The organism is Enterobacter sp. P82, from assembly GCF_037053385.1.
GTDB lineage: Bacteria > Pseudomonadota > Gammaproteobacteria > Enterobacterales > Enterobacteriaceae > Enterobacter.
In genome coordinates, this window is the sequence record NZ_JBALHX010000004.1 from 293467 (window position 1) to 320229 (window position 26763).

Genomic DNA, 26763 nt, shown 5'->3' on the forward strand with positions numbered 1-26763 from the left:
GTAATATGAACCGTGAAGCGATCTGTCATCAGCTCACAATGCAGATTAAGAGACTGATAGATAATGAAAATGGTGTCAGCAATTTGCTGCCAGACATTCGCCTGCTCTATGGTACCCAACCCGGGACGCGTACGCCGGTCATGTATCAGCCTGGCATCGTTTTTCTCTTTTCTGGCCATAAAATTGGCTATATCAATGAACGTGTTTTCCGTTACGACACCAATGAATACCTGCTGCTGACAGTACCTTTACCCTTTGAATGTGAAACTTTCGCGACAGAGGCCGTTCCGCTGGCAGGTATTCGCGTCAATGTCGATATTCTTCAGTTGCAGGAGCTGCTGATGGAGATTGGTGAAGACGAGCTTTTCCAGCCATCAATGGCATCAAGCGGGATTAACTCCGCGACATTATCTGAAGAGATCCTCTGCGCCATTGAGCGTCTGCTGGACGTAATGGAAAGGCCGCTGGATGCACGAATTCTCGGCAAGCAGATTATCCGCGAGATCCTCTACCATGTACTGCTGGGGCCGGGGGGAGGGGCTTTACTCGCGCTGGTGAGCCGACAGACCCACTTCAGCCTGATAAGCCGCGTGCTCAAGCGTATTGAAAGTCAGTACACGGAAAACCTGAGCGTCGACCAGCTCGCTGCAGAAGCGAACATGAGTGTCTCGGCGTTTCACCATAATTTTAAGTCGGTCACCAGCACTTCACCGCTGCAATATCTCAAAACCTACCGTCTGCATAAGGCGCGGATGCTGATGATCCACGATGGTATGAAGGCCAGCGCGGCGGCGATGCGGGTGGGCTATGAAAGTGCATCGCAGTTCAGTCGGGAATTTAAGCGCTACTTCGGTGTTACGCCGGGGGAAGATGCGTCACGTATCAGAACCATGCAGGGAGCGTGAAGGGGAAGCGTAGGCCGGGTAAGCGGTGGCGCCACCCGGCTTTTGTTTATGCACTGCAGTACTTTTTCTTAATCACTACCGCAATGGTCCCTACCAGCCCTGCCACCAGCAGGAAAATCGGCAGCACCATCAAAAAGGTCATCACCTGATCTTCGTGGTGTTTCACGAACGGGATCATATTCAGCGCGTAGCCGAGCGTCGTGACCACACCAACCCACAGCAGGGCGCTCAGCCAGTTGAAGAACTGGAAGCGGCGGTTCGACAGACCAGAAATGCCCGCCATTGTTGGCAGCAGAGTACGAACAAACGCCAGAAAACGCCCGGCCAGCAGTGCCAACAGGCCGTGCCGATCAAACATGCAGGTCGCACGTTGATGATATTTATGCGGTAACTGCGCCAGCCAGCTTTTCACGACGCGCGTGTTCCCAAGCCAGCGCCCCTGCAAATAGCTCAGCCAGCAACCCAGACTGGCAGCGGAAGTGAGGATCACCATCGTTGGCGTGAAGTCCATGACGCCTTTGCCGATTAACGCCCCGGCAAGTAAAAGCAAACTGTCACCGGGTAAAAATGACGCTGGCAGTAATCCATTTTCCAGAAACAGAGTCGCGAACATCACGAAATAGACGATACCTAAGACGTGAGGGTTCGCCAGCGCGGCAAAATCGTGTTGCCAGAGCGCTGCGATAATATCTTGAATAACAGCCATGGACTTTCCTGTGGAACAGCAGATATAGAGCTATTGTACTCCTTTATTTGCGCTTCGGGTTTGATCCCGGGCGCAACTAATGCGGACTTTTCTGGTGGCAATGTTCACAAAAACGTCCAGGGAGTACATTTTCAGCCAGCACTCTACACGATACGTTCAAACCCTGCTGTTAAATCCGCAATTAAATCGTCTACATTTTCTAAACCGATATGCAGTCGAATCAGGGTTCCGCTGAAGTCCACTTCACCACCGGGACGCAAAGCCGCGATCTGCTCCGGTTGGTTTGGCAGGATCAGGGATTCAAAGCCGCCCCAGGAGTAGGCCATGCTGAAGAGGGTAAAATTATCCAGATAGTTTGCCAGTTCGTCATTATTCAGCCGTTTTTTAAGAACGAATGAGAACAAACCGCTACTCCCCGTAAAGTCCCGTTGCCAGTATTCATGACCTTTGCTGCCGGGCAACGCCGGATGGTTGACGCGCTCAACCTGCGGGTGTTGCGCCAGCCATTCGGCTATTTTCAGGCTGCTTTCGTGATGCTGACGCAGGCGCACGCCCAGCGTACGGAGCCCGCGGCTGGTCATGTAGGCGGTATCCGCATCCACCATTTGCCCCATCAGGTAGGCATTTTCACGCAGCTGATCCCAGCAGCGTGCATTGGATACCGCAGTGCCAATCATGCCGTCAGAATGGCCAATCAGGTATTTGGTCGCCGCCTGAATCGAGATATCAATGTCAAACTCCAGTGCTTTAAACAGCACGCCCGCCGCCCACGTGTTGTCGATCATGATGATCGCTTCTGGCGCTTTGCTACGAACCGCTTTCACGATAGCCGGGACGTCGTGGACTTCCATGGTGAGTGACCCTGGAGATTCCAGGAACACGATACGCGTGTTTGGCTGAATAAGTTCTGCGATGCCTTCGCCGATCAGCGGGTCGAACCAACCGGTTGTTACGCCGAGCTTACTGAGGATTTTGGTGCAGAAGTCCTGGCTGGGTTCATAGGCGGTGTTGGTCATCAGGATATGATCGCCATGTTCCACAAACGCCAGAATAGTATTGGCGACGGCTGCCGCCCCACACGGGAACAGCGCACAGCCCACGCCGCCTTCCAGTTCGCACATGGCCTCCTGGAGTGAAAAATGGGTTAGCGTGCCGCGACGACCATAAAAAAGTCCGCCTTTTGCGCGGTTACGCGTGGCGATTTTTTTCTCCTCAACGGTATCAAATACCAGTGAGGAGGCTCGTTGAATCACGCTATTGACCGATCCCTGGGTGTATTTTTTGCTGCGTCCTGCCTGTACCAGCGTGGTATCAAGATGCTTCTTTGTCATGTTCGCTAACCCTGTTTTTATACGTCTGGACGTCCAGACTACCACGATTGTAAAAAACTGCACCCGGATGCTTATCGAATAAGCAGAAAATATTAGCAAAAAACCGCATAAGAAATTTTTACTGCGTAAGCGCAAGGAAAGTGAGCGAAAATTACGGCACCATGTAAATACTAATGAGAACTACTATCAATTCGACGATGTTTTGATATTATTACGTTCAGATTTTGTGATTTGCGTCCTGGAGATACAGAGTGGGTAATAATTTGATGCAGACGGATCTCTCCGTTTGGGGCATGTATCAACATGCTGACATCGTGGTTAAGATTGTGATGATCGGCCTGATTCTGGCGTCCGTTGTCACCTGGGCCATCTTCTTCAGCAAGAGTGCTGAGCTGCTTTCGCAGAAGCGTCGCCTTAAGCGGGAACAACAGCAACTGGCTGAAGCCCGCTCTCTGGATCAGGCTTCAGATATGACCTCATCCTTCCACGTAAAAAGCCTGACCACCCTGTTAGTTAATGAAGCTCAGAACGAGCTGGAACTTTCCGCTGGCAGTGAAGATAACGAAGGTATTAAAGAACGTACCGGCTTCCGTCTGGAGCGTCGTGTTGCCGCTGTAGGTCGACATATGGGCCGTGGCAATGGTTATCTGGCGACTATCGGTGCGATCTCGCCGTTCATCGGGCTTTTCGGTACGGTCTGGGGCATCATGAACAGCTTTATCGGTATCGCGCAGTCTCAAACTACCAACCTTGCGGTGGTTGCGCCGGGTATCGCGGAAGCGCTGCTGGCGACGGCAATCGGTCTGGTTGCCGCAATCCCGGCTGTGGTTATCTACAACATCTTCGCGCGTATGATTGGCAGTTACAAAGCCACTCTCGGTGATGTTGCAGCACAGGTTCTGCTGCTGCAAAGTCGCGATCTTGATTTGAATGCCAGCTCGGTTAAGCCGGTGCACGCGGCGTCTAAACTGCGCGCAGGTTGATGCTATGGCGATGCGTCTGAACGAAAATCTGGACGATAACGGCGAAATGCATGAAATCAACGTAACGCCGTTTATCGACGTTATGCTAGTTCTGCTGATTATCTTCATGGTGGCTGCGCCGCTGGCGACGGTGGATGTGAAGGTGAATCTGCCTGCCTCTTCCAGCCAGCCACAGCCGCGCCCGGAGAAGCCAATCTATATCTCGGTAAAAGCGGATAAATCCATGTTCCTCGGGAACGACCCGGTGACGGCCGACTCTGTCATCCCGGCGCTGGATCAGCTCACGGGCGGCAAGAAGGACACTACGGTCTTCTTCCGTGCGGATAAAACCGTCGATTATGAAACCATGATGAAGGTAATGGACACACTGCATCAGGCGGGTTATCTGAAGATTGGGCTGGTCGGCGAAGAGAAAGCGGCCTCGAAGTGATAAAGAAGCTGGCGAAAGCCGGCTTTTTTTTGGTCTGTTGGTTTATGTTTTTTTGTTATCCGTCGGTGCGGTAGAGGCGGTTGCCAGCGCATCCTCATCAAGTGCCACGCAGGTGACGTTTGAGGTACGGTACTCACCGTCTGACAGCTTGCGCGTCAGACGCAGGGTGGCGATTTCTCTGGCAAGCAGGTACTGATAATTGGCCTCGAGACGTCCGAGAAGCTTCTCTTTCAGTTCTGGCCGCTGTTTAATGATGGCGTTCATCACCGCACCGTAAATTTCTTCTTTCACCTGTAGCGGATAAATTTCGCGGCGATTCTGCCATTTCAGACGGACCAGCGTGGCCGGGATCGATACCAGGTCTTGTGTAATACGCGTCATCTCGGTATTTTTTGTGGTTCGCAGTGCTTCGAGATTTTGCTTTAAGATAAATTCATCACTTTTTTTATCATCTAAAGTCAAATAAACGTCGTTGTTTTTAATTTCTTTCACGTTAATCTTCCCCCAGGTTATAAAAAATTGGGTTGTTTTTTTCTCGCGTAATTAAATTAAGCCAAATTTCATTGCCCGCTTCATTAATTTCTTCGGTTTTCTCGGCCATTATTTGACTTAGTTTCTGGGCATCTATTTCACCTTCGGCTTGCAGGTCATTCAACAGATGGACAAAGGCTTCAATTTTTATAGCGCGAAATAAGCGGTCCTTTATATGACGATCGTGCTCTTCCAGCAACATATTACGGGATTTCCCTGTTTGGGAAACGCCAATTAATATGTCAGGCTCGAAATCGGAGAGCTTTCTTTTTCCCTGAGTGAAACTCGCCTCTTTTTCTGCTTCCGCGGGTTGCTGTTCCACAGACGCAATGTGGTACTTAGCCGGGACGAGATAGTCGGGCAGCATTTTTAATTTCCTTTAATTTCAACAGGGTGGGGTTGGTAAAGGCGTGAGATTCGTTGACAATATCATGAGGCAATTTTAAAATCAAAAAAAATGGAGCCTACCCATGAACAGCATCTTTTTTACGGTCATCACATTACTATTACTGACCGCTGGTGTTCTTTTATTGATGCAGGAATTCAATAAAACGAAAGTGTCGAAGGACGCCAGTGAACCTCCACAACCTGAACGGATGACAAAAGAGGAAGGGGAAGATCATTTCTCCGTATTGATGAACTCAGTAACGCCTGTTTGGTACTGGCGGGTGAACCATGAATATATCGACTTTTTACATGCGACAATAAAACGCATGAAAATGTCGGAAATTAATGATACGCCCGGACTGTTTGAGGCACAGCGTCGCTGCAGCGACCTGAATTCAGCAGTGTATAAATATTATGATAATATCAAAAAACGCTGTCTGAACGGTGAGAAAGTATCATATTCCGACCTCGACGTATTAAATCTGCGTCAGTGCTTTCGTGAGTTCAGTCTGGAAGCCTATCCTGAGCTGGTGGCGCTTGTCTGGCCGGAGTACGCACGTCCGGAGGTTAACCCGGATAACGTCTGAGTGACGTACCGTTGAGTTATTGCAAACAGTCAGCGCCGTTGCGATATACTGGGCGCTGGTTTCTTTTGCAAACAGGACTTTATGGAACGCTTTTTTGAAAATGCCATGTACGCTTCTCGCTGGATACTGGCTCCCGTCTATTTTGGCCTTTCGCTGGCGCTGATCGCACTGACGATTAAGTTCTTTCAGGAAATCTGGCATGTTCTGCCGAACATTTTTTCCATCGCTGAAGCGGATTTGATTCTGGTTCTGCTGTCTCTGGTGGATATGACGCTGGTGGGCGGATTGTTGGTGATGGTGATGTTCTCCGGCTATGAAAATTTTGTCTCCCAGCTGGATATTGATGAGCGTAAAGAGAAGCTCAACTGGCTGGGCAAAATGGATGCCTCGTCGCTGAAGAATAAAGTGGCCGCGTCGATTGTGGCGATCTCCTCTATCCACCTGCTACGCGTATTTATGGACGCGAAAAATGTCCCGGATAACAAACTGATGTGGTACGTCATTATCCATCTGACGTTTGTGCTGTCAGCGTTTGTGATGGGGTATCTGGATAAGATCAGTAAGAAGTAAAATACTTGTCCCCCTCGTCCTACGGGCCGAGGGGGCGAAAAAGACCTATTTATCCGATGATGCCTGCCACAGGTTCAACTCCCCATCCACAACATGTCGATCAATTCTTTCCAGCTCATCTTCGCTGAAGTGCAGGTTATCCAGGGCCCGAACGTTTTCTTCGATCTGTGCCGGGCGACTTGCACCGATCAGCACTGAGGTGACGCGTTCATCCTTGAGCAACCAGCTCAGTGCCATCTGCGCCATTGTCTGTCCGCGGGCATGTGCCATTTCACTTAGCAAACGCAGACTGTTGAGATTGGCTTCGGTCAGCATTTTTTCCGTCAGGCCGCGCACTTTTTTACCTTCGCGCTGCATGCGAGAATCTTCAGGGATCCCGTTCAGGTATTTGCCGGTAAGCAACCCCTGCGCCAGCGGGGTAAACGCAATGCAACCCGTCCCGTTTTTCTTAAGCGTATCCAGCAGGCCGGTCTTATCTACCCAGCGGTTGAGCAGGTTGTAGGATGGCTGATGAATAAGCAGCGGAATTTTCCACTCACGTAACAGGTCAGCCATTTTCTGGGTGCGCTCCGTTGAATAGGATGAAATCCCGATATACAGCGCTTTACCGCTTTGCACTGCATGGGCCAGTGCCGCCGCAGTCTCTTCCATCGGCGTATTTTCATCGACGCGATGGGAATAGAAAATATCAACATACTCCAGCCCCATCCGCTTCAGACTTTGATCGAGACTGGCAAGCAAATATTTGCGCGAACCGCCCGACCCATACGGTCCCGGCCACATGTCGTAACCCGCTTTAGTGGAGATAATCAGTTCGTCGCGATAGCCAGCAAAATCCTCCCGCAGAAGGCAGCCAAAATTTTCTTCCGCACTACCCGCTGGTGGGCCGTAGTTATTGGCAAGATCAAAATGGGTAATACCGAGATCGAAGGCTTTATGCAGCAGCGCGCGCTGGGATTCGAGAGGGTGTACGTGGCCAAAGCTATGCCACAAACCAAGCGACAGTGCTGGCAGGCGCAAGCCGTTTTTTCCACAGTAGCGGTACTGCATATTTTCATAGCGGGCGGGGTCAGGGGTCCAGGACATGATGTCTCCTTTCTTATCGTTGAATTTTCGAAACAACGTTTTCATTCTGAACTTATCACATCACAAATGACATAACTAAGCGCGGGGATAATGGTTAATGACAGCTGTGTGACCAATGAAGCCACGCTAATCAAAAATGATCACAAAACGTTATAATTTCCCCGGTTCCTGCCGATAACGAGAGAAGTACTCGCCTCTGGGCGAATTCACCCTCACGGCAAGGAAGACTTATGAATATGCTCCGTAATTTCACGATCCGCTTCGTCATGCTGACGATCCTCGGGATCTTTTGTTTAATGTGGGCGGGTGTTGGTCTGTACAGTACCTGGTCCCTTTCGCGTGTTTCGGATGGCAATGACGTGGATCGTCAACTGGTCAAACAGATGACGGTACTCAGTCAGGGTAATGATCAATATTTCCGCTTCGTGACCCGTTTGAGCCGTGCGATGGAAGTCAAAGCCGCAGGTGGCACGCCGGATTTGGCCTCTGCCCAACAGGCTCTGGATAACATGGGTAAGAAACTCGCCGAGATGAAAGCGATCTCGCCAGGACCGATGGACGAACAGATTTCTGCTCAGGTCATTGGTACCTGGCAGGCGCTGCTTGATCAAGGTGTCACGCCGCAAATGCAGCAGGCGAAGCTGGAGACTCTGGATGGCTATCGCCAGCAGGCCAATAACGTTACCCCACCGCTAAGCCGCGCGTTTGGTGCCGCAGCTGAGAACTTTAACAACGCGGCCGCGAAGGCGCTCGACAGCACCCGCGTGGTGGTGGACAACCTGACCAGCATGACGCGAACGGTGATTATCACCGCCACCATTATTGGCCTGCTGATCCTGCTTTTCACCGACCGCTACCTGGTCGCGATGCTGGTCAAACCGCTGGGCCGCATTCGCCAGCAGTTCCGCCAGATTGCCCAGGGCGATCTCAGTCAGCCAATTGAACCCTTCGGCCGCAACTGTGTGGGGCAGTTGGTTCCTCTGTTGAGCGCGATGCAGGACAGTCTGCGCGAAGCGGTCAGCACTATTCGCTCCGGCAGTGAAAATATCTGGCGAGGTGCGACGGAAATCTCCAGCGGTAATAACGATCTCTCTTCCCGTACCGAAGAGCAGGCTGCCGCACTGGAAGAAACGGCTGCCAGCATGGAACAACTGACTGCAACCGTGAAACTGAATGCGGAAAGCGCGCGTCAGGCAAGCCAACTGGCAGATGTGGCATCGACCACCGCCAGCCGTGGCGGCTCGCTGGTGGAAGAAGTGGTCACCACCATGAGTGGTATTTCTGAAAGCTCTAAGAAAATTGCTGAAATCACTAACGTCATCAACAGCATTGCCTTCCAGACCAACATTCTGGCACTCAATGCGGCCGTTGAAGCGGCGCGCGCGGGTGAGCAGGGGCGTGGTTTCGCCGTGGTGGCGGGTGAAGTCCGTAACCTGGCAAGCCGTAGCGCCAACGCGGCAAAAGAAATTGAAGGGCTGATCGCTGATTCCGTTAATCGGGTAGAGCAGGGGGCGCAGCTGGTAGGCGACACCGGTACCACCATGGATGCGATTTTGCGCGACGTGACGGAAGTGACAACCATTATGAAGCAAATCGCCTCCGCCTCTGAGGAGCAAAGCAAGGGCATTTCTCAGGTCGGGGTTGCCATTACCCAGATGGACGGCGTTACCCAGCAAAACGCCTCGCTGGTGGAAGAGGTTTCCGCAGCAGCGGCAGCGCTGGAGCGTCAGACCGAAGAGCTTCAGCGCTCGGTGCAAAAGTTCCGCCTGACGGCATAACGCAACGTTGCAAGGCCGCCTGGTGTGGCCTTGCATTATTAACGCCTTCCTCATTCAGCGCGCGCTGAAACTGCTATTCTTTTGCTAACCCCCCTGACGTTCTGGGCTCTCTTCTATGAGGTGTTGCTATGAACAGATCGTTGTCCGTCATCCCTGTTCTCTCTTTCATGTTTCTTGTGCTGTTTTCGGTATCTGTCAGCGCCACCCAGCAGGCGCAGGAGCGGCGTGTGTCGCGTGATGTCAGGCAGGAAACCCGCGACGCGTCACGGCAGGTGAAGCAGACCTGCGTGACGAACAATAACCAGAGTAATCACGACTGCCGTCAGGACAAGCGTCAGATGAAACAGGCCGGACGGCAAAAAGCGCGGGATATTAAGTATTAATGAGATTTGCGAGGTGGTTCAGGGGATATCTCCTGCTACCTCGATATTAAAAAATAATTCCTGTTTCTTTTTTTAATATTTATTCATTCAGTTGTAACGATATATTTGGCATTTTCTGCACATTGAAAATAGCAATAATTAATATTGTCTTAATATTCTGCCGACATACTTATATTTCTTTTCTTTATCGGCAATAATACAAATTATGAACAAGCTTATTATTTTGTTCTCTGCCCTGGCAGGGTTAGCAATGGTCAATTCAGCCATCGCGCAGAGCGTTACGGTAGATGTCCCAAGTGGTTATAAAGTCGTGATCGTTCCAACGTCAGTCACAGTGCCTGAGGCGGTGGGCGTTGCTCCAGCCCCCGCACAGACACCAGCACCGGTTTATCACGCTCGTGCGCGGCATGTTGCGAGCGTAGCGGAAGGGATGGTGATTGAACATCAATACGATGATCATCATTAATATTCGCTGAAAGGAGTGAACAAGCATGCCGGGCAAAACGCAGTGTCGCCCGGCTAGACCTATCAGTGCGTCGCTTCACCGATTAACGCACCCGTGCCCGCACCAACCGCCGCACCTTTCAGCACGTTATTGCCTGTCACCGCAGCCGCGCCCGCGCCAACCACAGCACCTACGGCACCGCCCTTACGCGCGTCTTTGCCTTTTTCGCCATTTTTGAACATCGCACCGGTGCCTGCGCCAACGACGGCACCGCCAACGGTTGATTTCAGATCTTTGCCCGTGGCTGCGCCAATAGCCGCGCCTGCTACCGCGCCGGCAGCGGTTTTGTCGATGGCCATTCCCGAGGAAGAAAAAATGAGAGCGCTGATAACCAGCGTTGTTTTAATAAGTTTCATAACAGATCCTTTGTGACTGCTGTCGGTTAATTCGTCGTGTCTCACCGTCTGGTGTGAGAAAAACGGACAAATAGTGCCAGCAATATAGGGTCAGCCTTTAAGCTAATCATGCCCTGGGAAAGGATCCTTGCAGCCGGGCGGTGACCCGCCCGGCCAGTCATCATGCCTGACGTTTGTCTTCGGTATGGGTATCGAAGTCACTCGCAGCGTGGCGTTCGTGGAGCTGCTCGTTCAGCTCGCCGCTGGTGCGGTTCACGATACGTCCACGCTTCACGGCTGGGCGATGCGCAATGTCTTTCGCCCAGCGCTGAACGTTGGTGTACTTCTCCGCGTCCAGGAACTCGGCGGCGTTATACACGCTCCCCAGCGCGACGCAGCCAAACCACGGCCAGATTGCCATATCGGCGATGGTGTATTCTTCACCAGCCACGTAACGGCCGCGGGCGAGTTGTTTATCCAGCACGTCGAACAGGCGTTTGGCTTCCATGGTGAAGCGGTCAATCGCATATTCAATTTTCACCGGCGCGTAGTTGTAGAAGTGGCCAAAACCACCGCCGAGGAACGGGGCGGCCCCTTGCAGCCAGAACAGCCAGTTTAGGGTTTCTGTGCGGCCTGCCGGATCTTTTGGCAGGAAGTGACCAAATTTTTCTGCCAGGTAAAGCAGAATACTACCGGATTCAAATACGCGCGTCGGCGGAGTCGTGGAGTGATCGCGCAGCGCGGGTATTTTCGAGTTCGGGTTCACCTCTACAAAACCGCTGGAGAACTGATCGCCTTCGCCAATGCGGATCAACCATGCGTCGTACTCGGCGCCCGTCACACCCAGCGCCAGCAGCTCTTCGAGCATAATCGTTACTTTCTGACCGTTCGGTGTGCCCAGGGAGTAGAGCTGTAGCGGATGAGAACCCACAGGGAGCTCTTTCTCATGTGTCGCACCGGAGATTGGACGATTGATGTTGGCGAATGCACCGCCGTTGTTCTTTTTCCATTCCCACACTTTCGGTGGCTGATAAGTGTTGTCTGACATGTTGGCCTGCCTTTTGAGTGATGTGTTGAGGCAGTGTAGCAGGTGATAGAGGAACCGTTTAACGATGTGAGCGCAACGGTCAGTGTAGGTGTATGATAAATCCACCTCTGTCAGGTTAATTACAACGTGCAGACGACAACCCCTTAAAAAAATTGCCGCCTGCCTGTTTTAGGTTGGATACATGCGTAAAGGAAAGTTAAGCAGTGACGCGCCATTCGGGACGTTATTAGGCTATGCGCCGGGTGGCGTGGCGATTTACTCTTCAAATTACGGCAGTCTCGATCCGCGTAAGTACCCGGAAGATGCGGATTTTCGCAGCTATATCGGCAATGAATACATGGGCCACAAGTGGCAATGTGTTGAGTTTGCCCGCCGTTTCCTGTTCCTCAACTATGGTTTCGTTTTTACCGATGTCGGCATGGCGTGGGAGATCTTCTCCCTGCGCTTTTTGCGCCAGGTAGTGAACGATAACATTCTGCCGTTACAGGCCTTTTCCAACGGTTCGAAACGCGCGCCGCGAGCCGGAGCGTTGCTTATCTGGCAAAAGGGTGGGGAGTTTCATGAGACCGGCCACGTAGCGGTGATCACCCAGCTTCTGGACGATAAGGTCCGTATCGCGGAGCAGAACGTCATTCACTCACCATTGCCGCCTGGGCAGCAGTGGACGCGCGAACTGCGTTTGAGCGTCGAGAACGGGTGCTACACCATTCATGACACCTTCAACGACACTGAAATTCTCGGCTGGATGATCCAGACGGACGACACGGAACACAGCATTCCCCAGCCGGAAATCGACGGTGCGCTGTTGAAAATCAGCGGCGCGCGGCTGAAAAACAAACGTCAGTTCGACGGTAAATGGCTTAACGAAAACGACGCGTTGCAGCAGGCATATGTCCGCGCGAACGGCCACTTTATCAATAAAGATCCCTGCCAGTACTTCACCATTACCGAAAGCGCCGAGCAGGAGCTGATCAAAGCGACTAACGAACTGCATCTTATGTACCTGCATGCGACCGACAAAGTGTTGAAAGACGACAACTTACTGGCACTTTTCGACATCCCTAAAATTCTCTGGCCACGTCTGCGCCTCTCCTGGCAGTGGCGCCGTCACCATATGATTACCGGTCGTATGGATTTCTGCATGGATGAGCGGGGCATCAAGGTTTACGAGTACAACGCCGACTCCGCGTCCTGCCACACCGAGGGTGGACTAATTCTCGAAGAGTGGGTGAAAAACGGCTATCGCGGCAACGGGCATAACCCGGCGGAAGGGCTGCTGGAAGAGCTAACCGGGGCGTGGAAACACAGCCATGCGCGTCCGTTTGTGCACATCATGCAGGACAACGATGTCGAGGAGGATTATCACGCGCTGTTTATTCAGCGCTCTTTGTTGCAGGCTGGGTTTGAAACCAAAATTCTGCATGGGCTCGGCGCACTGAGCTGGGATGCTGCCGGACAGCTGATTGACGACGAAGGCCGTCACGTGAATTGCGTGTGGAAGACCTGGGCGTGGGAAACCGCGATCGAACAGATCCGCGAGGTGAGCGAAACCGAGTATGCCGCCGTGCCGATCCGCACCGGACATCCTGAAGGCGAAGTGCGCCTGATTGACGTCCTGCTGCGCCCGGAAGTTCTGGTGTTTGAACCGCTGTGGACGGTTATTCCCGGCAACAAGGCAATCCTCCCGGTACTCTGGCAGCTGTTCCCGAATCATCGTTACCTGCTTGATACCGATTTTGAGGTTAACGACCTGCTGAAACAGACCGGCTATGCCGTTAAACCGATTGCCGGACGCTGCGGCAGCAATATCGATCTAATCAGCCCTGAGGATGAGCTGCTTGATAAATCCAGCGGCAAGTTTGTCGACCGCAAAAACATCTACCAGCAGCTGTGGTGCCTGCCAAACGTTGATGGCAAGCACATTCAGGTCTGTACCTTTACCGTGGGCGGTAACTACGGCGGAACCTGCCTGCGCGGCGACGACTCGCTGGTGGTGAAGAAAGAGAGCGATATTGAGCCATTGATTGTGGTGAAAGATGAATAGCCTCCGCAGAGCGTAAGCAAAGATCCGCAAGCGACCCTTGCGGATTTTTTTTATCCGTGAGCGAAACCTTCAGGCGTTAGCGTGCGAACTATTATTCATACATCTTCTCCCTTCAGCAGGCGCTGCGGAAAGGCCCGGTGGTGCTCTATTTCTTCCCGGCGGCATTTGCCAAAGGCTGCACCCTTGAGGCTCATGCTTTCGCTGAAGCGACGGATGACTTTATAAAACTGGGCGCAACCGTGGTGGGGGTAACTGCCGGGAATGTCGATCAGGTGCACGAATTCTCGAAGCTGGAGTGTCGCGATAAGTTTGCCGTTGCGGCTGACCCTGGCGCGAAAGTGGCAGCCGAATACCTGACGTTGCTGTCATTTTGCCATCCGGTGGAGGTACATCCATTGGATTTTCTGCTGCATGTGGCGGCGGGAGTAACGATTGTGGTGACGACGATGGCTGTGGGATGGCGGTGGGTCAGAGTAAGGTGAATTTAAACTCATCGGCAGAGCGTGATTGCATCGCTCATAGCGATAATTTTCTTATATTCTTTCCGGTATTGTTCTGTGGGGACTATTGATTGATAGTTCCTGTGAATAATTTTGTGTGTATTTTATGATTTTATAAATGAATTAATAGTGCACATCATGCTGGTTGTGAGGGCTATTTTAAACATGCTTCGTCACTTCCAATCTCTCATTTTTCTTTAAAAGTACAAAATCAGATATTTCACGTATCAGGTGAGATTTTGCACGTTTCCGTACTTAAGTGAAATTGATCACTTGCTGAACACCCTTATTCCATGGGGTTTGCGAGGTGTTATAGAGAAAATTCTTATAAATCAGAAAGATGATCTCTTTGAGGTAAAAGCTTCTTTTGTAGCTTTTTGTTACATATTTTCATTTCCAGTCCCGTAGGGAACGTTCCTACACTCCTGCTATTGGGTCTTATCCGAAATTTTTTTATTTCAGAACAATACCCAAAATACAGTGTCGACATGCTGGTGAATAGAATGCGCTCGCTTTTAACTCCGGGATTTTGATTCTCGTCGGATTATGTGAACCAGGAAGATGTTCTGGCTGGGTTTGCCATTCTTATTAAATTCTCGCTGGTATTGATCGTTTTTATAACTCCATAGAACAGGGACAGCTATGTCTAACTCTTCCTATCAATCCGAAATTCCTAAGGCACGTATTAATCTAAAACTGGATCTGCATACCGGTGGCGCGAGTAAGAAAACGGAGCTTCCTCTGAAATTACTGGTGGCTGGCGATTTCAGTCATGGCCAGGAGTCCGCGTCATTATCCGAGCGTAAAAAAGTTAATCTGAACAAAAATAACTTTGACTCTGTGCTTTCCGAATATTCCCCAAAAGTAAATCTGACCGTCAAAAACACGCTTGCCGGTGATGGCAGTGAAGACAATATCAGCCTGACATTCCAGAGCATGAAGGATTTCACCCCGGAACAGGTTTCACGACAAATTCCACAGCTGAAGGCGATGCTGTCCATGCGCAATTTGCTTCGTGATTTAAAAGCAAACCTGCTGGATAACCAGGCATTCCGAAAGGAGCTGGAAAAAATTCTCCTCGACCCGGAATTGAGCGCAGAACTCAGAACTGAGCTGTCTGCTCTGGCTCCAAAACAGCCATAACGGTCACGTTGTTTAAACGGATTAATAAGGAAGATGTTGATGTCTGTAAAAAATGAGAATGCCGCTGGTGGCGAGAGTGTGGTGCTTGAACGTCCTGCAGCAGGTGGGGTTTACGCGTCTCTGTTTGAGAAAATCAATCTGAACCCGGTGTCTGAACTGAGTGCACTGGATATCTGGCAGGACGCGCAGGCGATGTCGGATGCGACTGCGGATGAACGTTTAACGGCGGGAATGCAGGTGTTTCTGGAGTGCTTGACAAAATCGGGCTCAAAAGTTGAAAAACTCGACAAAAACCTGATTGACCATCATATCGCAGAGCTGGACTACCAGATTAGCCGCCAGCTTGACGCTGTCATGCACCATGAAGACTTTCAGGCGGTAGAAAGTTTGTGGCGCGGTGTTAAATCCCTTGTCGACAAAACCGATTTCCGCCAGAACGTGAAAGTCGAACTGCTTGATATGTCTAAAGAAGATCTGCGTCAGGACTTCGAAGACAGCCCGGAAATTATCCAGAGCGGATTATATAAACAGACATACATTGATGAGTATGACACGCCGGGTGGAGAGCCGATTGCTGCGCTAATTTCCGCTTACGAATTTGACGCGTCTGCGCAGGATGTTGCCCTGTTGCGCAACATCTCGAAAGTCTCTGCAGCCGCGCATATGCCGTTTATCGGCTCTGCAGGCCCGAAATTCTTCCTGAAAGATACCATGGAAGATGTCGCGGCTATTAAAGACATAGGTAACTACTTCGACCGTGCGGAGTACATCAAGTGGAAATCGTTCCGCGAGACGGATGATTCCCGTTATATCGGCCTGGTGATGCCGCGCGTGCTGGGTCGTCTGCCGTATGGCCCGGACACTGTGCCGGTGCGCAGCTTCAACTACGTCGAGGAAGTAAAGGGCCCGGATCACGACAAATACTTGTGGACCAACGCCTCGTTTGCCTTTGCATCCAACATGGTTCGCAGCTTCATCAACAACGGCTGGTGTGTACAAATTCGTGGCCCGCAGGCCGGTGGTGCCGTGCAGGATCTGCCGATCCATCTGTATGACCTGGGTACCGGCAATCAGGTGAAGATCCCGTCAGAAGTGATGATCCCGGAAACTCGTGAATTTGAATTTGCGAATCTGGGGTTCATTCCCTTGTCCTACTACCGCAACCGCGATTATGCGTGCTTCTTCTCGGCGAACTCCACCCAGAAACCGGCGCTGTACGACACTGCTGATGCTACCGCCAACAGCCGCATCAACGCCCGTCTGCCGTACATCTTCCTGCTGTCGCGTATCGCACATTACCTGAAGTTGATTCAGCGTGAAAATATCGGCACCACTAAAGATCGTCGTCTGCTGGAGCTGGAACTGAACACCTGGGTTCGCGGTCTGGTGACAGAAATGACCGATCCAGGTGATGAGTTGCAGGCGTCACACCCACTGCGCGATGCGAAAGTGGTGGTGGAAGATATCGAGGATAACCCGGGCTTCTTCCGCGTGAAGCTGTTTGCTATCCCGCACTTCCAGGTGGAAGGGATGGACGTCAACCTGTCACTGGTTTCCCAGATGCCGAAAGCCAAGTCGTAAGGCGAGGGAAAATCAGGGATGAAAATATATCGTCCGTTATGGAACGAAGGGGCCTTGCTGGCCCCACAACAGTTCCAGCAGCAGTCTGAATGGGAGGCGTTTTCCCGTGCAGGCCTGTCCACGTTGACCAGCCCCTTCCCGTGGGGGGTCGAACGCGTGGAACTGAATGAAGCGCTCCTGGCTTCCGGACGAGTACAGGCGCAGTCGCTGCGCCTGTGGTTGCCGGATGGCACGCTGATTGATACCCAAAGTAGCGATCTGTCGCCAGAGCCTCGCGAAATTCTGCCTCCGAATTCCGGCCGTACGGACAGCGTGACCGTGTTTGTCGCTCTGCCGGTCATGCAGCCAGGGATTGTGAACGTTCAGACCGATACGGTGCCTGCGGAGCGTCCGCTACGCTATCGCGAAGAGTGGGTGACGGTTCAGGATGCCTTCGGACAGGAAGAAGAGCCGATGGCGGTGGCCCGATTTAATCTGGCATTCCGCTTCGATCACGAAAGTAACGATGCCTGGCAGACCTGTGCTGTCGCTCGTCTGCTGCGTGACGGGCAAGGTGCATGGCGTCAGGATCCTGATTTTGTGCCGCCGATGGTAATGTTCTCAGCGAGCAATCTCTTGCGTGAACGTCTGGTCTTGCTGAATCGCCAGTTGCGTTCCCGCCGTCAGCGTCTGATGGCAATGCGTCGTGAAAGTAACGATCGCATGGCGGATTTTGCCGTGGCGGACGTCTCTCTGTTCTGGTTGCTGAATGCGCTGAATACCCATGCCCGCGTGCTGACTGAGTTCGAACGCTTCCCGGCCCGGCATCCTGAACAGGTTTGGGCTGAACTGGTGCGCCTGGCTGGCAGTATGTTGACGTTCTCACTGGACCGCGATCTGGATGCCATCCCGGGATACGACCATCAGGTACCGGAAAATACCTTCCCACCTCTGTTTGAGTTGATCAGTGAACTGCTGGAAGCCAGCCTGCCGTCGCGTGTTGTTGCCGTGAACATGACCCGTCAGGACGAGCAGACCTGGAAGGCGGTACTGCACGATATTCGTCTGCGCGAAGAAGCCGATTTCTACCTGTCTGTCCGTTCGAATCTGCCTGCCTGGCAGGTGGCCGAGAAGTTTGCCGAAATGGCGATGGCTGGTACACCGGACGATGTGGGGCAGATTTCCGGTGTGGCGATGGAAGGCATTGGTCTTATCCCTCTCAGCCGCGTGCCTGCGGCATTGCCGGTGCGCCTGGAAAATCAGTACTTCGTGCTGGATATGGAGAGTCGTGCGGCACATGACATGTTGGAGCAGGGCGTGTGCCTGTTCTACGTACCGTCGCTGCTGGGTGAGCTTGAACTTGAACTATTTGCGGTGCTGCGCTCATGAGAAAGGATATCGATATCGACAGCCTGATGGCGGACACATGGCTTACCGTGGCGCAGCTGCGTCATGGTGCCAGGGCACCGGATGGGCAGGCGCTGTATAAAAACTGCTGCGTGCAGGTGGAAAGCGTACGTGAAGCACTGGAGCGGGCCGGTTATGATAGCGAGAGCATCACGCATATTTCTTATGCGCAATGCGCTTTGCTGGATGAAGCGGTGATGAACCGTAAACCTGTCGTTGCTGATCCTGAAGCGGATGCTGGTGAATCTGAGTCTGAAGGGGGGCAGAAGAACGATGTGGACGAAGGTATCAAAGCCTGGCGTGCTGCACCGCTGCAGGCCCGTTACTTTGGTTCGCTGCGTGCGGGCGGCGCGTTATACGACCGTATTGCTGAAGTGCTGCGCCAGCCGTCTCCGGTCCCGGCTGTGCTGACCTGCTACCAGCGTGTTCTTGCGCTGGGGTTCCAGGGGCAGTTCAGCCTCTCCGGCGTCGGGCAGGAGCAGCGTGAAGAAGTCATTGCTGCCCTGAATGAGCGAGTGCCACCGCTGGAGACCAGTGTGGATCTGGTCGTACAGAAAACCGGAAAACGTCGTTACAACCTTCTGCGTTCCGTGTGGTTCTGGATAATCCTGGCCGTGGTGCTCACGGTGCTGGTCTGGGCGGGTGGTCACCTGTGGTTGCAGGACCTGCTGCACCAGCAACTTCCGGAGCTGCGCTGATGCGAAGATCTGCACTATTACGGGCTGTATTTCCGGTGCTGATTTGCCTGGCTGCTGCACTCTGGGTTCTCTGGGGATTTCTGAATGTCTCTGCGCTGTTCAAAAGCGCGCTGACGCTCGCAGGGATCATTTTAGCCTTGCTGGTGATTCGTCGCCGCTATCGTCGTCAGCAGCCTGCCGGGAAGCAAGCCGATGAGGGCGTGTATCCTCCATCTGGTTTTACCGGGCCAGTTTTGTTGGTGTGCGGCGATCTCAGCGATCACCTTTTTACGGAAGGTGGGTGTCGTACCACTGCGCAGGGCTGCTATCTGAACGTCGGTGCAACGGATCAGTTAAGTAAATTTGCCGATCGCTTACTGGCGCGTGAGCCTCGCATGGCCGGACAACTGGTGGTGATGTTCCGCTGCCTGCCGGATTTGCACGAGGATGAAGGATTGCTGCGTGCCTCCCTGAAAGTGCTCCGCCAGCAGGTGAAACAGCTGAAGAATCTTTCTGGCTACCTGCCGCCAGTTGTACTGGTGGGTGAGTTTTCCGGCCCAGAAACACCGTGGATTGTGATCCGGGGTAAAACTCCGCTGGTCTGCCCGGCGGATGAACCGGCGCTGACGCTGGATGAGTGGCGGGCTCTTCCGCAAAACGTGACCCGTCTGCCATATCTATCCCATGCTATGAGCATGTTACAACAGGTGGTGATGGATGAGCTGACCAAAGTGGACAGTCTGTGCCCGGCCGTCACGCCGTTTGCGGTGGTTGTTCGCAGTGGCTCTCTTCGTACTCTTACAGAGGCTGTCTGGCCACAGTGGTTGTTCCGCCATTCGAAATTGCTCCCTCCAGTTGCAACCGCGACGTATCCCGCACTGTGGCACTTTGCAGACCCTGTTCTGCCTTTGCTTGCACCTTTTGCCATGCCACTTCAGGGCGGGAAAACCGGGCGTCGGGTGGTGATGTTCCTGCTGTTCTGCATTGTCAGTGCACTTGGTCTGTCTGTGCTACATAACCAGTCCCTAATCGGGCGTATCGCCTCCGATCTGCAGCGCTGGTATGCCATTCCAATGACGCACTACGCACCGAAGGCGCAGTCCCTGTATGCCCTACAGCAGGACGCTTTACTGCTGGAACGCTGGCAGCGCCAGGGCGAGCCGCAGCGTTATGGTCTGGGACTCTATCCGGGCGATCGCCTGTGGCTGAGCGTTCAGCAGGCCATCGATACCTACGTACCACCTCCGCCGCCGCCAAAACCAAAAGTGGTGCCGAAAATTGTTCGCCTCGACAGCATGTCGCTGTTCGACTCGGGCAAATTCGAGCTCAAATCCGGCTCCACCAAACTGCTGGTCAACTCGCTGGTGGGCATCAAGGCCAAACCAGGCTGGCTGATTGTCGTGTCCGGGCATACCGATAACACCGGCAATCCGCAACTGAACCAGACGTTGTCCCTTAAGCGTGCCGAAGCGGTGCGTGACTGGATGCGTGACACCGGTGATGTACCGGAAAGCTGTTTTGCGGTGCAGGGCTATGGCGAGAGCCGCCCGGTCGCAACCAATGACACTCCGGAGGGCAGAGCGCTCAACCGCCGTGTCGAAATCAGTCTGGTACCGCAGGCCAATGCCTGTCAGATACCCGGCAAAACCCCAGCGTCATCGCAGGATGATGACGTATCACAATCAAATGGAGAGTAACTCTCATGGCAATTCCTGTTTATCTTTGGCTGAAAGACGACGGCGGCGCGGACATCAAAGGTTCTGTGGACGTTCAGGATCGTGAAGGCAGCATCGAAGTGGTTGCACAGCAGCATAACCTGTACATCCCTACCGATAACAACACCGGCAAGCTGACCGGTACCCGTATCCACACCCCATTCCTGTTCACCAAGGAAATCGACTCCTCCAGCCCGTACCTCTACAAGGCTGTGACTACCGGTCAGACCCTCAAGTCTGCGGAATTCAAGTGGTACAAGATCAACGACGCGGGCCAGGAAGTGGAGTACTTCAACACTAAACTGGAAAACGTGAAAGTGGTGAAAGTGAACCCTGTGATGCACGACATCAAGGATCCTTCTTTCGAGAAGCACAATCACCTCGAGCAGATTGAACTGCGTTACGAAAAAATCACCTGGACCTACAAAGACGGCAACATCATTCATTCCGATTCCTGGAACGAACGCGCTACCGCGTAAGTCGCATGCGGACAGGGCCCTGTCCGCAGTTTTTTGCTGAGTGTCTGTCCGAAACGGGCTTTCAGCAAAGAAAACCACAAACTGCCAGCCTGACCATATGCGCTTTGGTCCCCTTCACGGGAAACAGCGACGGGCGGTAGCGTGTCCAGGAACCGACAAAGAGAGAGATTCATGGAAAATCCAGCCATCCTGTTGCGACGTCTGAACCCTTACTGTGCCCGTGCGATGGAAGGCGCAGCGTCGCTCTGCCAGACGCGCGCCCATGCGGAAATTTTGCCGGAGCACTGGCTGCTGAAGCTGCTCGAACAGGGGGAAGGCGACCTGACGGTGCTGGCACGCCGCTACGAGTGGGATATGGATACGCTGTGGCAGGAGTTGCTCGGCTGGCTGGATACACTTCCCCGCTCTGTTCGCAGTCGCCCGCAGCTTTCAGACAGCATTCAGACGCTGATGCAGGAAGCCTGGTTGATCGCCTCCCTTAATGGGGAAGAGCACATACGCAGTGTGCATTTGCTGATGGCGCTGGTCGATAAGCCTAAACTGGCGCGTTGCGATGGTCTGTGGCCACTGCTGACGCTCGGGCAGAGCCAGCTGGAACGCCTGCGCCCGCTGCTGGATGCGCAGTCCGACGAGCGCTCGGATGTCCAGCAGGAAGCAGAGTTAGCACAAAACCACGGTGGCGAAGTGGAATTTGTCGGACGTCCTGTTGGTGCTGAGATAAGAGAAGGTGAACTAAGTCCGGCATTGCAGAACGCACTGGATAAATTCACCCTCGACGTTACCGCCAAAGCGAAAGAGGGCAAGATCGACCCGGTCTTTGGTCGTGATACCGAAATTCGCCAGATGGTGGACATTCTCTCCCGCCGCCGCAAGAACAACCCGATTCTGGTGGGCGAACCTGGCGTCGGCAAAACGGCACTGGTCGAAGGCCTGGCGTTGCGTATCGCCGAGGGTAATGTGCCGGAATCCCTCAAGCCAGTGGTACTGCGCACACTGGATCTCGGCCTGCTGCAGGCGGGTGCAGGCGTGAAGGGCGAATTCGAGCAGCGTCTGAAAAACGTCATTGATGCCGTGCAGCAGTCGCCGGTACCGATTTTGCTGTTTATCGATGAAGCCCACACTATTATTGGGGCCGGTAACCAGGCCGGTGGCGCGGATGCGGCGAACCTGCTGAAACCTGCGCTGGCACGCGGTGAACTGCGCACCATTGCGGCCACCACCTGGTCTGAATACAAACAATACTTCGAGCGCGACGCCGCCCTGGAACGCCGCTTCCAGATGGTAAAAGTGGACGAGCCGGACGATGACACAGCGTGTCTGATGCTGCGCGGCCTGAAATCCCGATACGCCGAACATCACAACGTGCATATCACAGACGATGCGGTCCGTGCCGCGGTCACACTCTCCCGTCGCTACCTGACCGGCCGCCAGTTGCCGGATAAGGCGGTTGATCTGCTGGACACCGCCGCTGCGCGCGTGCGTATGAGCCTCGACACTATGCCGGAACAACTGACCCGCATCCGCTCGGATATCACTTCTCTGGAAATGGAAAAGCAGGCGCTGCTGGAAGATATCGCCGTCGGCAATCAGAGCCACGGTGAACGCCTGAGCGTAATTGAGCAGGAAGAGAACGACCTTATCGTTGAACTCGACGAACTGGAAACCCAGTACGGCCAGGAATTGAGACTGACTGAACAACTGCTGGAAAGCCGCCAGGATATCTCCCGCCAGAGTGAAATGCTCGCTCTGCAACAGGAGCTTAATGGCATGCAGCACAGCAACCCGCTGCTCTCCGTTGATGTGGACGTGCGCACCGTCGCCACTGTGATTGCAGACTGGACGGGCGTACCACTCTCCTCGCTGATGAAGGACGAGCAAACTGAGCTGTTAACCCTGGAAAATGAAATTGGCAAGCGCGTGGTTGGGCAGGACGTGGCGCTTACGGCCATCGCCCAGCGCCTGCGTGCGGCGAAAACTGGGCTTACGTCCGAGAACGGTCCGCAGGGCGTGTTCCTGCTGGTTGGCCCGAGTGGCGTCGGTAAGACTGAAACTGCGCTTGCACTGGCAGACGTGATGTACGGTGGTGAAAAATCGCTGATCACCATCAACCTGTCCGAGTACCAGGAGCCGCACACCGTTTCCCAGTTAAAAGGTTCGCCTCCGGGCTACGTCGGTTACGGTCAGGGTGGCATTCTCACCGAAGCCGTGCGCAAACGTCCGTACAGCGTGGTGCTGCTCGATGAAGTGGAAAAAGCACACCGTGACGTGATGAACCTGTTCTATCAGGTATTCGACCGCGGCTTTATGCGCGACGGCGAAGGGCGTGAAATAGACTTCCGTAACACCGTCATTCTGATGACCTCGAATCTTGGCAGCGACCACCTGATGCAGTTGCTCGACGAACAGCCGGAGGCCACCGAAGGCGATCTGCATGAACTGCTGCGTCCGATCCTGCGTGACCACTTCCAGCCAGCACTGCTGGCCCGCTTCCAGACCGTGATTTACCGCCCGCTGGCGGAAGCGGCCATGCGTACCATCGTGGAGATGAAGCTCGCACAAGTCAGCAAGCGCTTACACCGCCACTACGGCCTGACCACGCATATCGATGAAAGCCTGTATGACGCGCTCACATCCGCTTGCCTGCTTCCTGATACCGGAGCGCGTAACGTGGACAGCCTGCTCAACCAGCAAATTCTGCCGGTGCTGAGTCAGCAACTGCTGACCTATATGGCGGCGAAGCAAAAACCGACTTCACTGACCTTAGGGTGGAATGGGGAAGAAGGGATCGTGCTGGCATTTGACGAATCGGCTACTGAGTCTGTCAGAGGATAAACGCCATGAGTGATTCAGTGATTACCCTGGCAAAGGAAAAAATCGACGAACTTCTGGGGATGTCCCGCTACAAGCTGGACGTTCGCGAGTGCCCGCACTTTCTGGATGTCTTCAATTTCAAAGCGGAGGAGAAACTCAGCGAACCGTGGCACTACACCGTTAAGGTAACCTGTACCGCAGGCGATATTGCCAGCGACAGCATGTTGCTTAAACCAGCGTCGTTCACGTTTCAGGTTCCGTTGTATAACGGTCTGCCTGCCACGCCTGTGCGTACCGTCTATGGTGTGGTTGAGACATTCCAGCGTCTTTCGACTTCGGCGGATGAAACGTACTACACGCTGAAAATCGTGCCGCGTATCGCGCTGTTACAGCATACAAAACGCAGCGAGATTTACCTCAATCAGTCCGTTGTGGAAGTCGTGGAGCAGATCCTGCGTTCCCACGGGCTGGAAGGGGCTGATTTCGAATTCCGCCTGTCGCAGGCTTATCCGGCACGCGAGCTGATCACCCAGTGGCGCGAAACCGACCTTGAGTTCGTGCAGCGCCTGCTGGCAGAAGTGGGGATTTTCTGGCGTTTTGAAATGGACGGCCGCCTTGAACAGGATGTGGTGATTTTCCAGGACAGCCAGGAGCAGTACCAGTTTGGCGTCACCCTGCCGCTGATCCAGCCGTCACGCACCAGTGATAACGGCCAGCTCAGCGTCTGGGATATCAAAACCGGGTATCTGGTGGTGTCTGAAAGCGTTGCCAACCGCGACTACAACTACCGCGAAGCGCTGACGCCGCAGGACAGTTCCGCGTCTGTCAGCACGGCGGATGGCCTCACCACGGGGGAGGTATATCACTACGCCGAGCCTTTCCTGAGTGAAGGGGATACCGACACCCCGGAAAGCGGGGCGTATTATGCCCGTCTGCGTCATGAACGCATTCTGAATGCGCAGCAGGCGGTCACAGGGAAAACGACCAGCCCGGTGCTGGCACCGGGTGAAGTGCTCGAGCCGCAGGGCTCACTGCCTGCCAGCCTGAAAGACGGCATCGTTATTACGGGTGTGCAGAGCAGCGGGTCGCGCAAAAAAAGTTTTCAGATGACCTTTACCGGTATCCCTTACAGTGAAGCCGTGTGCTACCGCCCGCCGCTGCATAACCGCCCGGTGATCGCCGGAACGTTGCCTGCGCGCGTGGAAAGCACCGAGAAAGGCGATACCTATGCCTGGCTGGACAATCAGGGCCGCTACCGCACGAAGCTCGATTTTGACCGCAGCAGCAGTGAGCAGGGCTATGCCTATCTGTGGCTGCGTATGGCGAAGCCGTATGCTGGCGACAACTACGGCTTCCACGCACCATTGCTGGACGGTACCGAAGTTTCGGTGATGTTCGACGCGGGCGATCCCGATCGCCCGTATATCGCCCATGCCCAGCACGATTCGGAACATCCGGATCACGTCACCGACGATAACCACACGCGCAACGTTCTGCGAACGCCTGCGAACAACAAACTCCGCCTGGAAGACAAACGTCAGGAAGAGCACATTAAGCTCGCGACGGAGTTTGGTAAAACCCAGCTCAATATCGGCCACCTGGTCGATGCACGGCGTGAAAAGCGCGGTACTGGCTTTGAACTGCGCACGGATGAATTTGGTGCCGTGCGTGCCGCCCGCGGTGTTTACCTGACAGCAGATGCACAGGCCAACGGCCAGGGGCAGGTGCTGGAGATGAACCCGGCAGCCAGTCAGATTACCCAGGCCAACAGCGAGATGCAGGCGCTGAACGGCGCAGCCGAACAGGCAAAAGCGCTGACCTGCGATATTCAGACGCAGACCAACCTGCTCCAGAGCCGCCTGAAAGATTTACAGTCGGCCGTTGTGCTGGCCTCTGCCCCGCAGGGGGTGGCCCTGACCTCCGGCGAGCATCTGCAGCTGACCAGCGCAAAAAACACCATGATCACCGCAGGCCAGCATGTCGATATCGGGGCGATGAAAAATGTCACGGTGAGCGCTGAGCAGTCTCTGGGGCTGTTTGCCCATAAGGCCGGGGCGAAGGTTATCGCCAACCTGGGCAACGTTGAAGTGCGTGCCCAGCACAGCACGCTGGAAATGAGCGCCGACCAGCAGTTCACCATCACCAGCAGCCAGGATGAAATCACCATCAGCACCCCGAAAACCCTGACGCTGAACGGCGGAGGATCTTACCTCAAGCTGAGCGAAAGCGGGATCGAGCACGGAACTAAAGGGGATTTCATTACCAAAGCTTCGCGTTACCAGGTACCGATGGCGGGCGCAAATATGCAGTGTGAGCCACCCGTTTTCGATAAAACCACTCTTGAACTTCAGCCGCCTGAGTCAGACGGCGTTATGTCACGCTAAGGAATGCTGGAATGAAAATTACCTCCTTTTTTGCCGTAATGCTTTTTATCGCGTCAATAGCGAGCGCCAATGCAGCCAGTGCAAGTTGTGCTTCTCCTGAGAAAACGACTTCAGATTTCTATCACTGGTATTTGCATGAGCTTAATCAGGATAAATATCCTCTGACGTCGACTGCTGCTAAGGACAAGCAGAACCTGAATCAGTGGGTATCTCCTGAGTTGTTGCAGGAGCTCGGAAAGTCATTATCAGAAAATGATCTGGATGCAGAATATTTTACCGATGCTCAGGACATTTTCGATGATTGGGTAAATAACGTTTCAGTTCAGAAGGGGGAAGTCGCTGGGCATCATGCAAACGTCGAGTTAACGCTGGGTGTGACGAAAATTAAGAGAGACTATGACATTACGCTAGATGATAGCCATGGATGCTGGAAAATCGATCAGGTTACCTCTAAGCAATAGCTTGCATGCGTAAACTA

Annotated in this window: 26 protein-coding genes; 19 read left to right on the forward strand and 7 right to left on the reverse strand. The window is 53.5% G+C overall.

The features are described from left to right. The first annotated feature begins 5 nt into the window (after nucleotides 1-5). Nucleotides 6-905 carry an AraC family transcriptional regulator gene (locus WB237_RS18635; protein WP_049005046.1) on the forward strand — a complete coding sequence of 300 codons (900 nt, stop codon included), beginning with the start codon at nucleotides 6-8 and terminating at the stop codon, nucleotides 903-905. Between the two features lie 46 nt (nucleotides 906-951). On the opposite strand, the gene yghB is transcribed toward WB237_RS18635, so the two are convergent. Continuing rightward, on the reverse strand, nucleotides 952-1611 hold the full coding sequence (yghB, locus tag WB237_RS18640; protein WP_336215255.1) for a DedA family general envelope maintenance protein YghB: 660 nt from the start codon (nucleotides 1609-1611) through the stop codon (nucleotides 952-954). 143 nt (nucleotides 1612-1754) lie between these two features. Beyond that, on the reverse strand, nucleotides 1755-2942 hold the full coding sequence (gene metC, locus WB237_RS18645) for a cystathionine beta-lyase (protein ID WP_336215257.1): 1188 nt from the start codon (nucleotides 2940-2942) through the stop codon (nucleotides 1755-1757). A 251-nt stretch (nucleotides 2943-3193) separates the two neighbouring features. On the opposite strand from metC, the gene exbB reads away from it, so the two are divergent. Further along, entirely contained in the window at nucleotides 3194-3925 is a 732-nt protein-coding gene (exbB, locus tag WB237_RS18650) for a tol-pal system-associated acyl-CoA thioesterase (RefSeq protein WP_028019649.1), read from the forward strand. Between the two features lie 4 nt (nucleotides 3926-3929). Continuing rightward, on the forward strand, nucleotides 3930-4355 hold the full coding sequence (exbD, locus tag WB237_RS18655) for a TonB system transport protein ExbD (RefSeq protein WP_114979984.1): 426 nt from the start codon (nucleotides 3930-3932) through the stop codon (nucleotides 4353-4355). A 42-nt stretch (nucleotides 4356-4397) separates the two neighbouring features. Here the strand turns inward: exbD and WB237_RS18660 are convergent, their stop codons facing one another. Continuing rightward, entirely contained in the window at nucleotides 4398-4847 is a 450-nt protein-coding gene (locus WB237_RS18660; protein ID WP_336215260.1) for a cytoplasmic protein, read from the reverse strand. 1 nt (nucleotide 4848) lies between these two features. Then, nucleotides 4849-5253: a hypothetical protein gene (locus WB237_RS18665; RefSeq protein ID WP_129994966.1), complete on the reverse strand. Its 405-nt coding sequence runs from the start codon at nucleotides 5251-5253 to the stop codon at nucleotides 4849-4851. A 103-nt stretch (nucleotides 5254-5356) separates the two neighbouring features. On the opposite strand from WB237_RS18665, the gene WB237_RS18670 reads away from it, so the two are divergent. Next, on the forward strand, nucleotides 5357-5860 hold the full coding sequence (locus WB237_RS18670) for an ESA_00282 family adhesion-associated protein (protein WP_028019653.1): 504 nt from the start codon (nucleotides 5357-5359) through the stop codon (nucleotides 5858-5860). A gap of 81 nt (nucleotides 5861-5941) precedes the next feature. After that, entirely contained in the window at nucleotides 5942-6430 is a 489-nt protein-coding gene (locus tag WB237_RS18675; RefSeq protein ID WP_114979988.1) for a TIGR00645 family protein, read from the forward strand. Nucleotides 6431-6475: 45 nt separating this feature from the next. Here WB237_RS18675 and WB237_RS18680 read toward each other — a convergent pair whose 3' ends face one another. After that, a complete protein-coding gene (locus WB237_RS18680) occupies nucleotides 6476-7516 on the reverse strand; it encodes an aldo/keto reductase (protein ID WP_336215265.1) in 1041 nt (346 codons plus the stop codon). A 230-nt stretch (nucleotides 7517-7746) separates the two neighbouring features. On the opposite strand from WB237_RS18680, the gene WB237_RS18685 reads away from it, so the two are divergent. From WB237_RS18685 to WB237_RS18695, 3 genes are all read left to right on the forward strand, one after another. Next, nucleotides 7747-9294, forward strand: a complete 1548-nt coding sequence (locus WB237_RS18685) for a methyl-accepting chemotaxis protein (protein WP_336215267.1) — start codon at nucleotides 7747-7749, stop codon at nucleotides 9292-9294. A gap of 128 nt (nucleotides 9295-9422) precedes the next feature. Next, the gene (locus WB237_RS18690) at nucleotides 9423-9677 is read left to right on the forward strand and encodes a hypothetical protein (RefSeq protein ID WP_336215269.1); all 255 of its coding nucleotides are present in this window, start codon (nucleotides 9423-9425) and stop codon (nucleotides 9675-9677) included. Nucleotides 9678-9882: 205 nt separating this feature from the next. After that, nucleotides 9883-10143 (forward strand): hypothetical protein, encoded by a 261-nt coding sequence (locus WB237_RS18695; RefSeq protein WP_336215273.1) that lies wholly within the window; start codon nucleotides 9883-9885, stop codon nucleotides 10141-10143. Between the two features lie 62 nt (nucleotides 10144-10205). Here WB237_RS18695 and WB237_RS18700 read toward each other — a convergent pair whose 3' ends face one another. Continuing rightward, a complete protein-coding gene (locus WB237_RS18700; RefSeq protein ID WP_336215275.1) occupies nucleotides 10206-10538 on the reverse strand; it encodes a YMGG-like glycine zipper-containing protein in 333 nt (110 codons plus the stop codon). 160 nt (nucleotides 10539-10698) lie between these two features. Next, the gene (gene yghU / locus WB237_RS18705; protein WP_114979994.1) at nucleotides 10699-11565 is read right to left on the reverse strand and encodes a glutathione-dependent disulfide-bond oxidoreductase; all 867 of its coding nucleotides are present in this window, start codon (nucleotides 11563-11565) and stop codon (nucleotides 10699-10701) included. Between the two features lie 181 nt (nucleotides 11566-11746). On the opposite strand from yghU, the gene gss reads away from it, so the two are divergent. The 11 genes from gss to WB237_RS18760 all read left to right on the forward strand — a co-directional run bounded on the left by gss (nucleotide 11747) and on the right by WB237_RS18760 (nucleotide 26746). Next, nucleotides 11747-13609, forward strand: a complete 1863-nt coding sequence (gss, locus tag WB237_RS18710) for a bifunctional glutathionylspermidine amidase/synthase (RefSeq protein ID WP_336215278.1) — start codon at nucleotides 11747-11749, stop codon at nucleotides 13607-13609. Nucleotides 13610-13710: 101 nt separating this feature from the next. Continuing rightward, nucleotides 13711-14091, forward strand: a complete 381-nt coding sequence (locus tag WB237_RS18715; protein ID WP_336215359.1) for a redoxin domain-containing protein — start codon at nucleotides 13711-13713, stop codon at nucleotides 14089-14091. Between the two features lie 660 nt (nucleotides 14092-14751). Beyond that, nucleotides 14752-15252 (forward strand): type VI secretion system contractile sheath small subunit, encoded by a 501-nt coding sequence (tssB, locus tag WB237_RS18720; RefSeq protein ID WP_028019673.1) that lies wholly within the window; start codon nucleotides 14752-14754, stop codon nucleotides 15250-15252. 33 nt (nucleotides 15253-15285) lie between these two features. After that, nucleotides 15286-16833, forward strand: a complete 1548-nt coding sequence (gene tssC, locus WB237_RS18725; protein ID WP_028019674.1) for a type VI secretion system contractile sheath large subunit — start codon at nucleotides 15286-15288, stop codon at nucleotides 16831-16833. 18 nt (nucleotides 16834-16851) lie between these two features. Then, nucleotides 16852-18201: a type VI secretion system baseplate subunit TssK gene (gene tssK, locus WB237_RS18730; protein WP_028019675.1), complete on the forward strand. Its 1350-nt coding sequence runs from the start codon at nucleotides 16852-16854 to the stop codon at nucleotides 18199-18201. Further along, nucleotides 18198-18917 (forward strand): type VI secretion system protein TssL, short form, encoded by a 720-nt coding sequence (tssL, locus tag WB237_RS18735; protein ID WP_336215285.1) that lies wholly within the window; start codon nucleotides 18198-18200, stop codon nucleotides 18915-18917. Before tssK ends, tssL begins: the two co-directional genes overlap by 4 nt. Next, entirely contained in the window at nucleotides 18917-20593 is a 1677-nt protein-coding gene (locus WB237_RS18740) for an OmpA family protein (protein WP_336215287.1), read from the forward strand. Before tssL ends, WB237_RS18740 begins: the two co-directional genes overlap by 1 nt. A 5-nt stretch (nucleotides 20594-20598) precedes the next feature. Then, a complete protein-coding gene (hcp, locus tag WB237_RS18745; RefSeq protein WP_028019678.1) occupies nucleotides 20599-21090 on the forward strand; it encodes a type VI secretion system effector Hcp in 492 nt (163 codons plus the stop codon). Between the two features lie 171 nt (nucleotides 21091-21261). Beyond that, nucleotides 21262-23922, forward strand: a complete 2661-nt coding sequence (gene tssH / locus WB237_RS18750) for a type VI secretion system ATPase TssH (protein ID WP_336215291.1) — start codon at nucleotides 21262-21264, stop codon at nucleotides 23920-23922. 5 nt (nucleotides 23923-23927) lie between these two features. After that, on the forward strand, nucleotides 23928-26285 hold the full coding sequence (locus WB237_RS18755) for a type VI secretion system Vgr family protein (RefSeq protein ID WP_336215293.1): 2358 nt from the start codon (nucleotides 23928-23930) through the stop codon (nucleotides 26283-26285). A gap of 11 nt (nucleotides 26286-26296) precedes the next feature. After that, nucleotides 26297-26746, forward strand: coding sequence for a DUF3828 domain-containing protein (locus WB237_RS18760; protein WP_336215295.1), 450 nt, complete (start codon nucleotides 26297-26299; stop codon nucleotides 26744-26746). The last annotated feature ends 17 nt before the right edge of the window (nucleotides 26747-26763 follow it).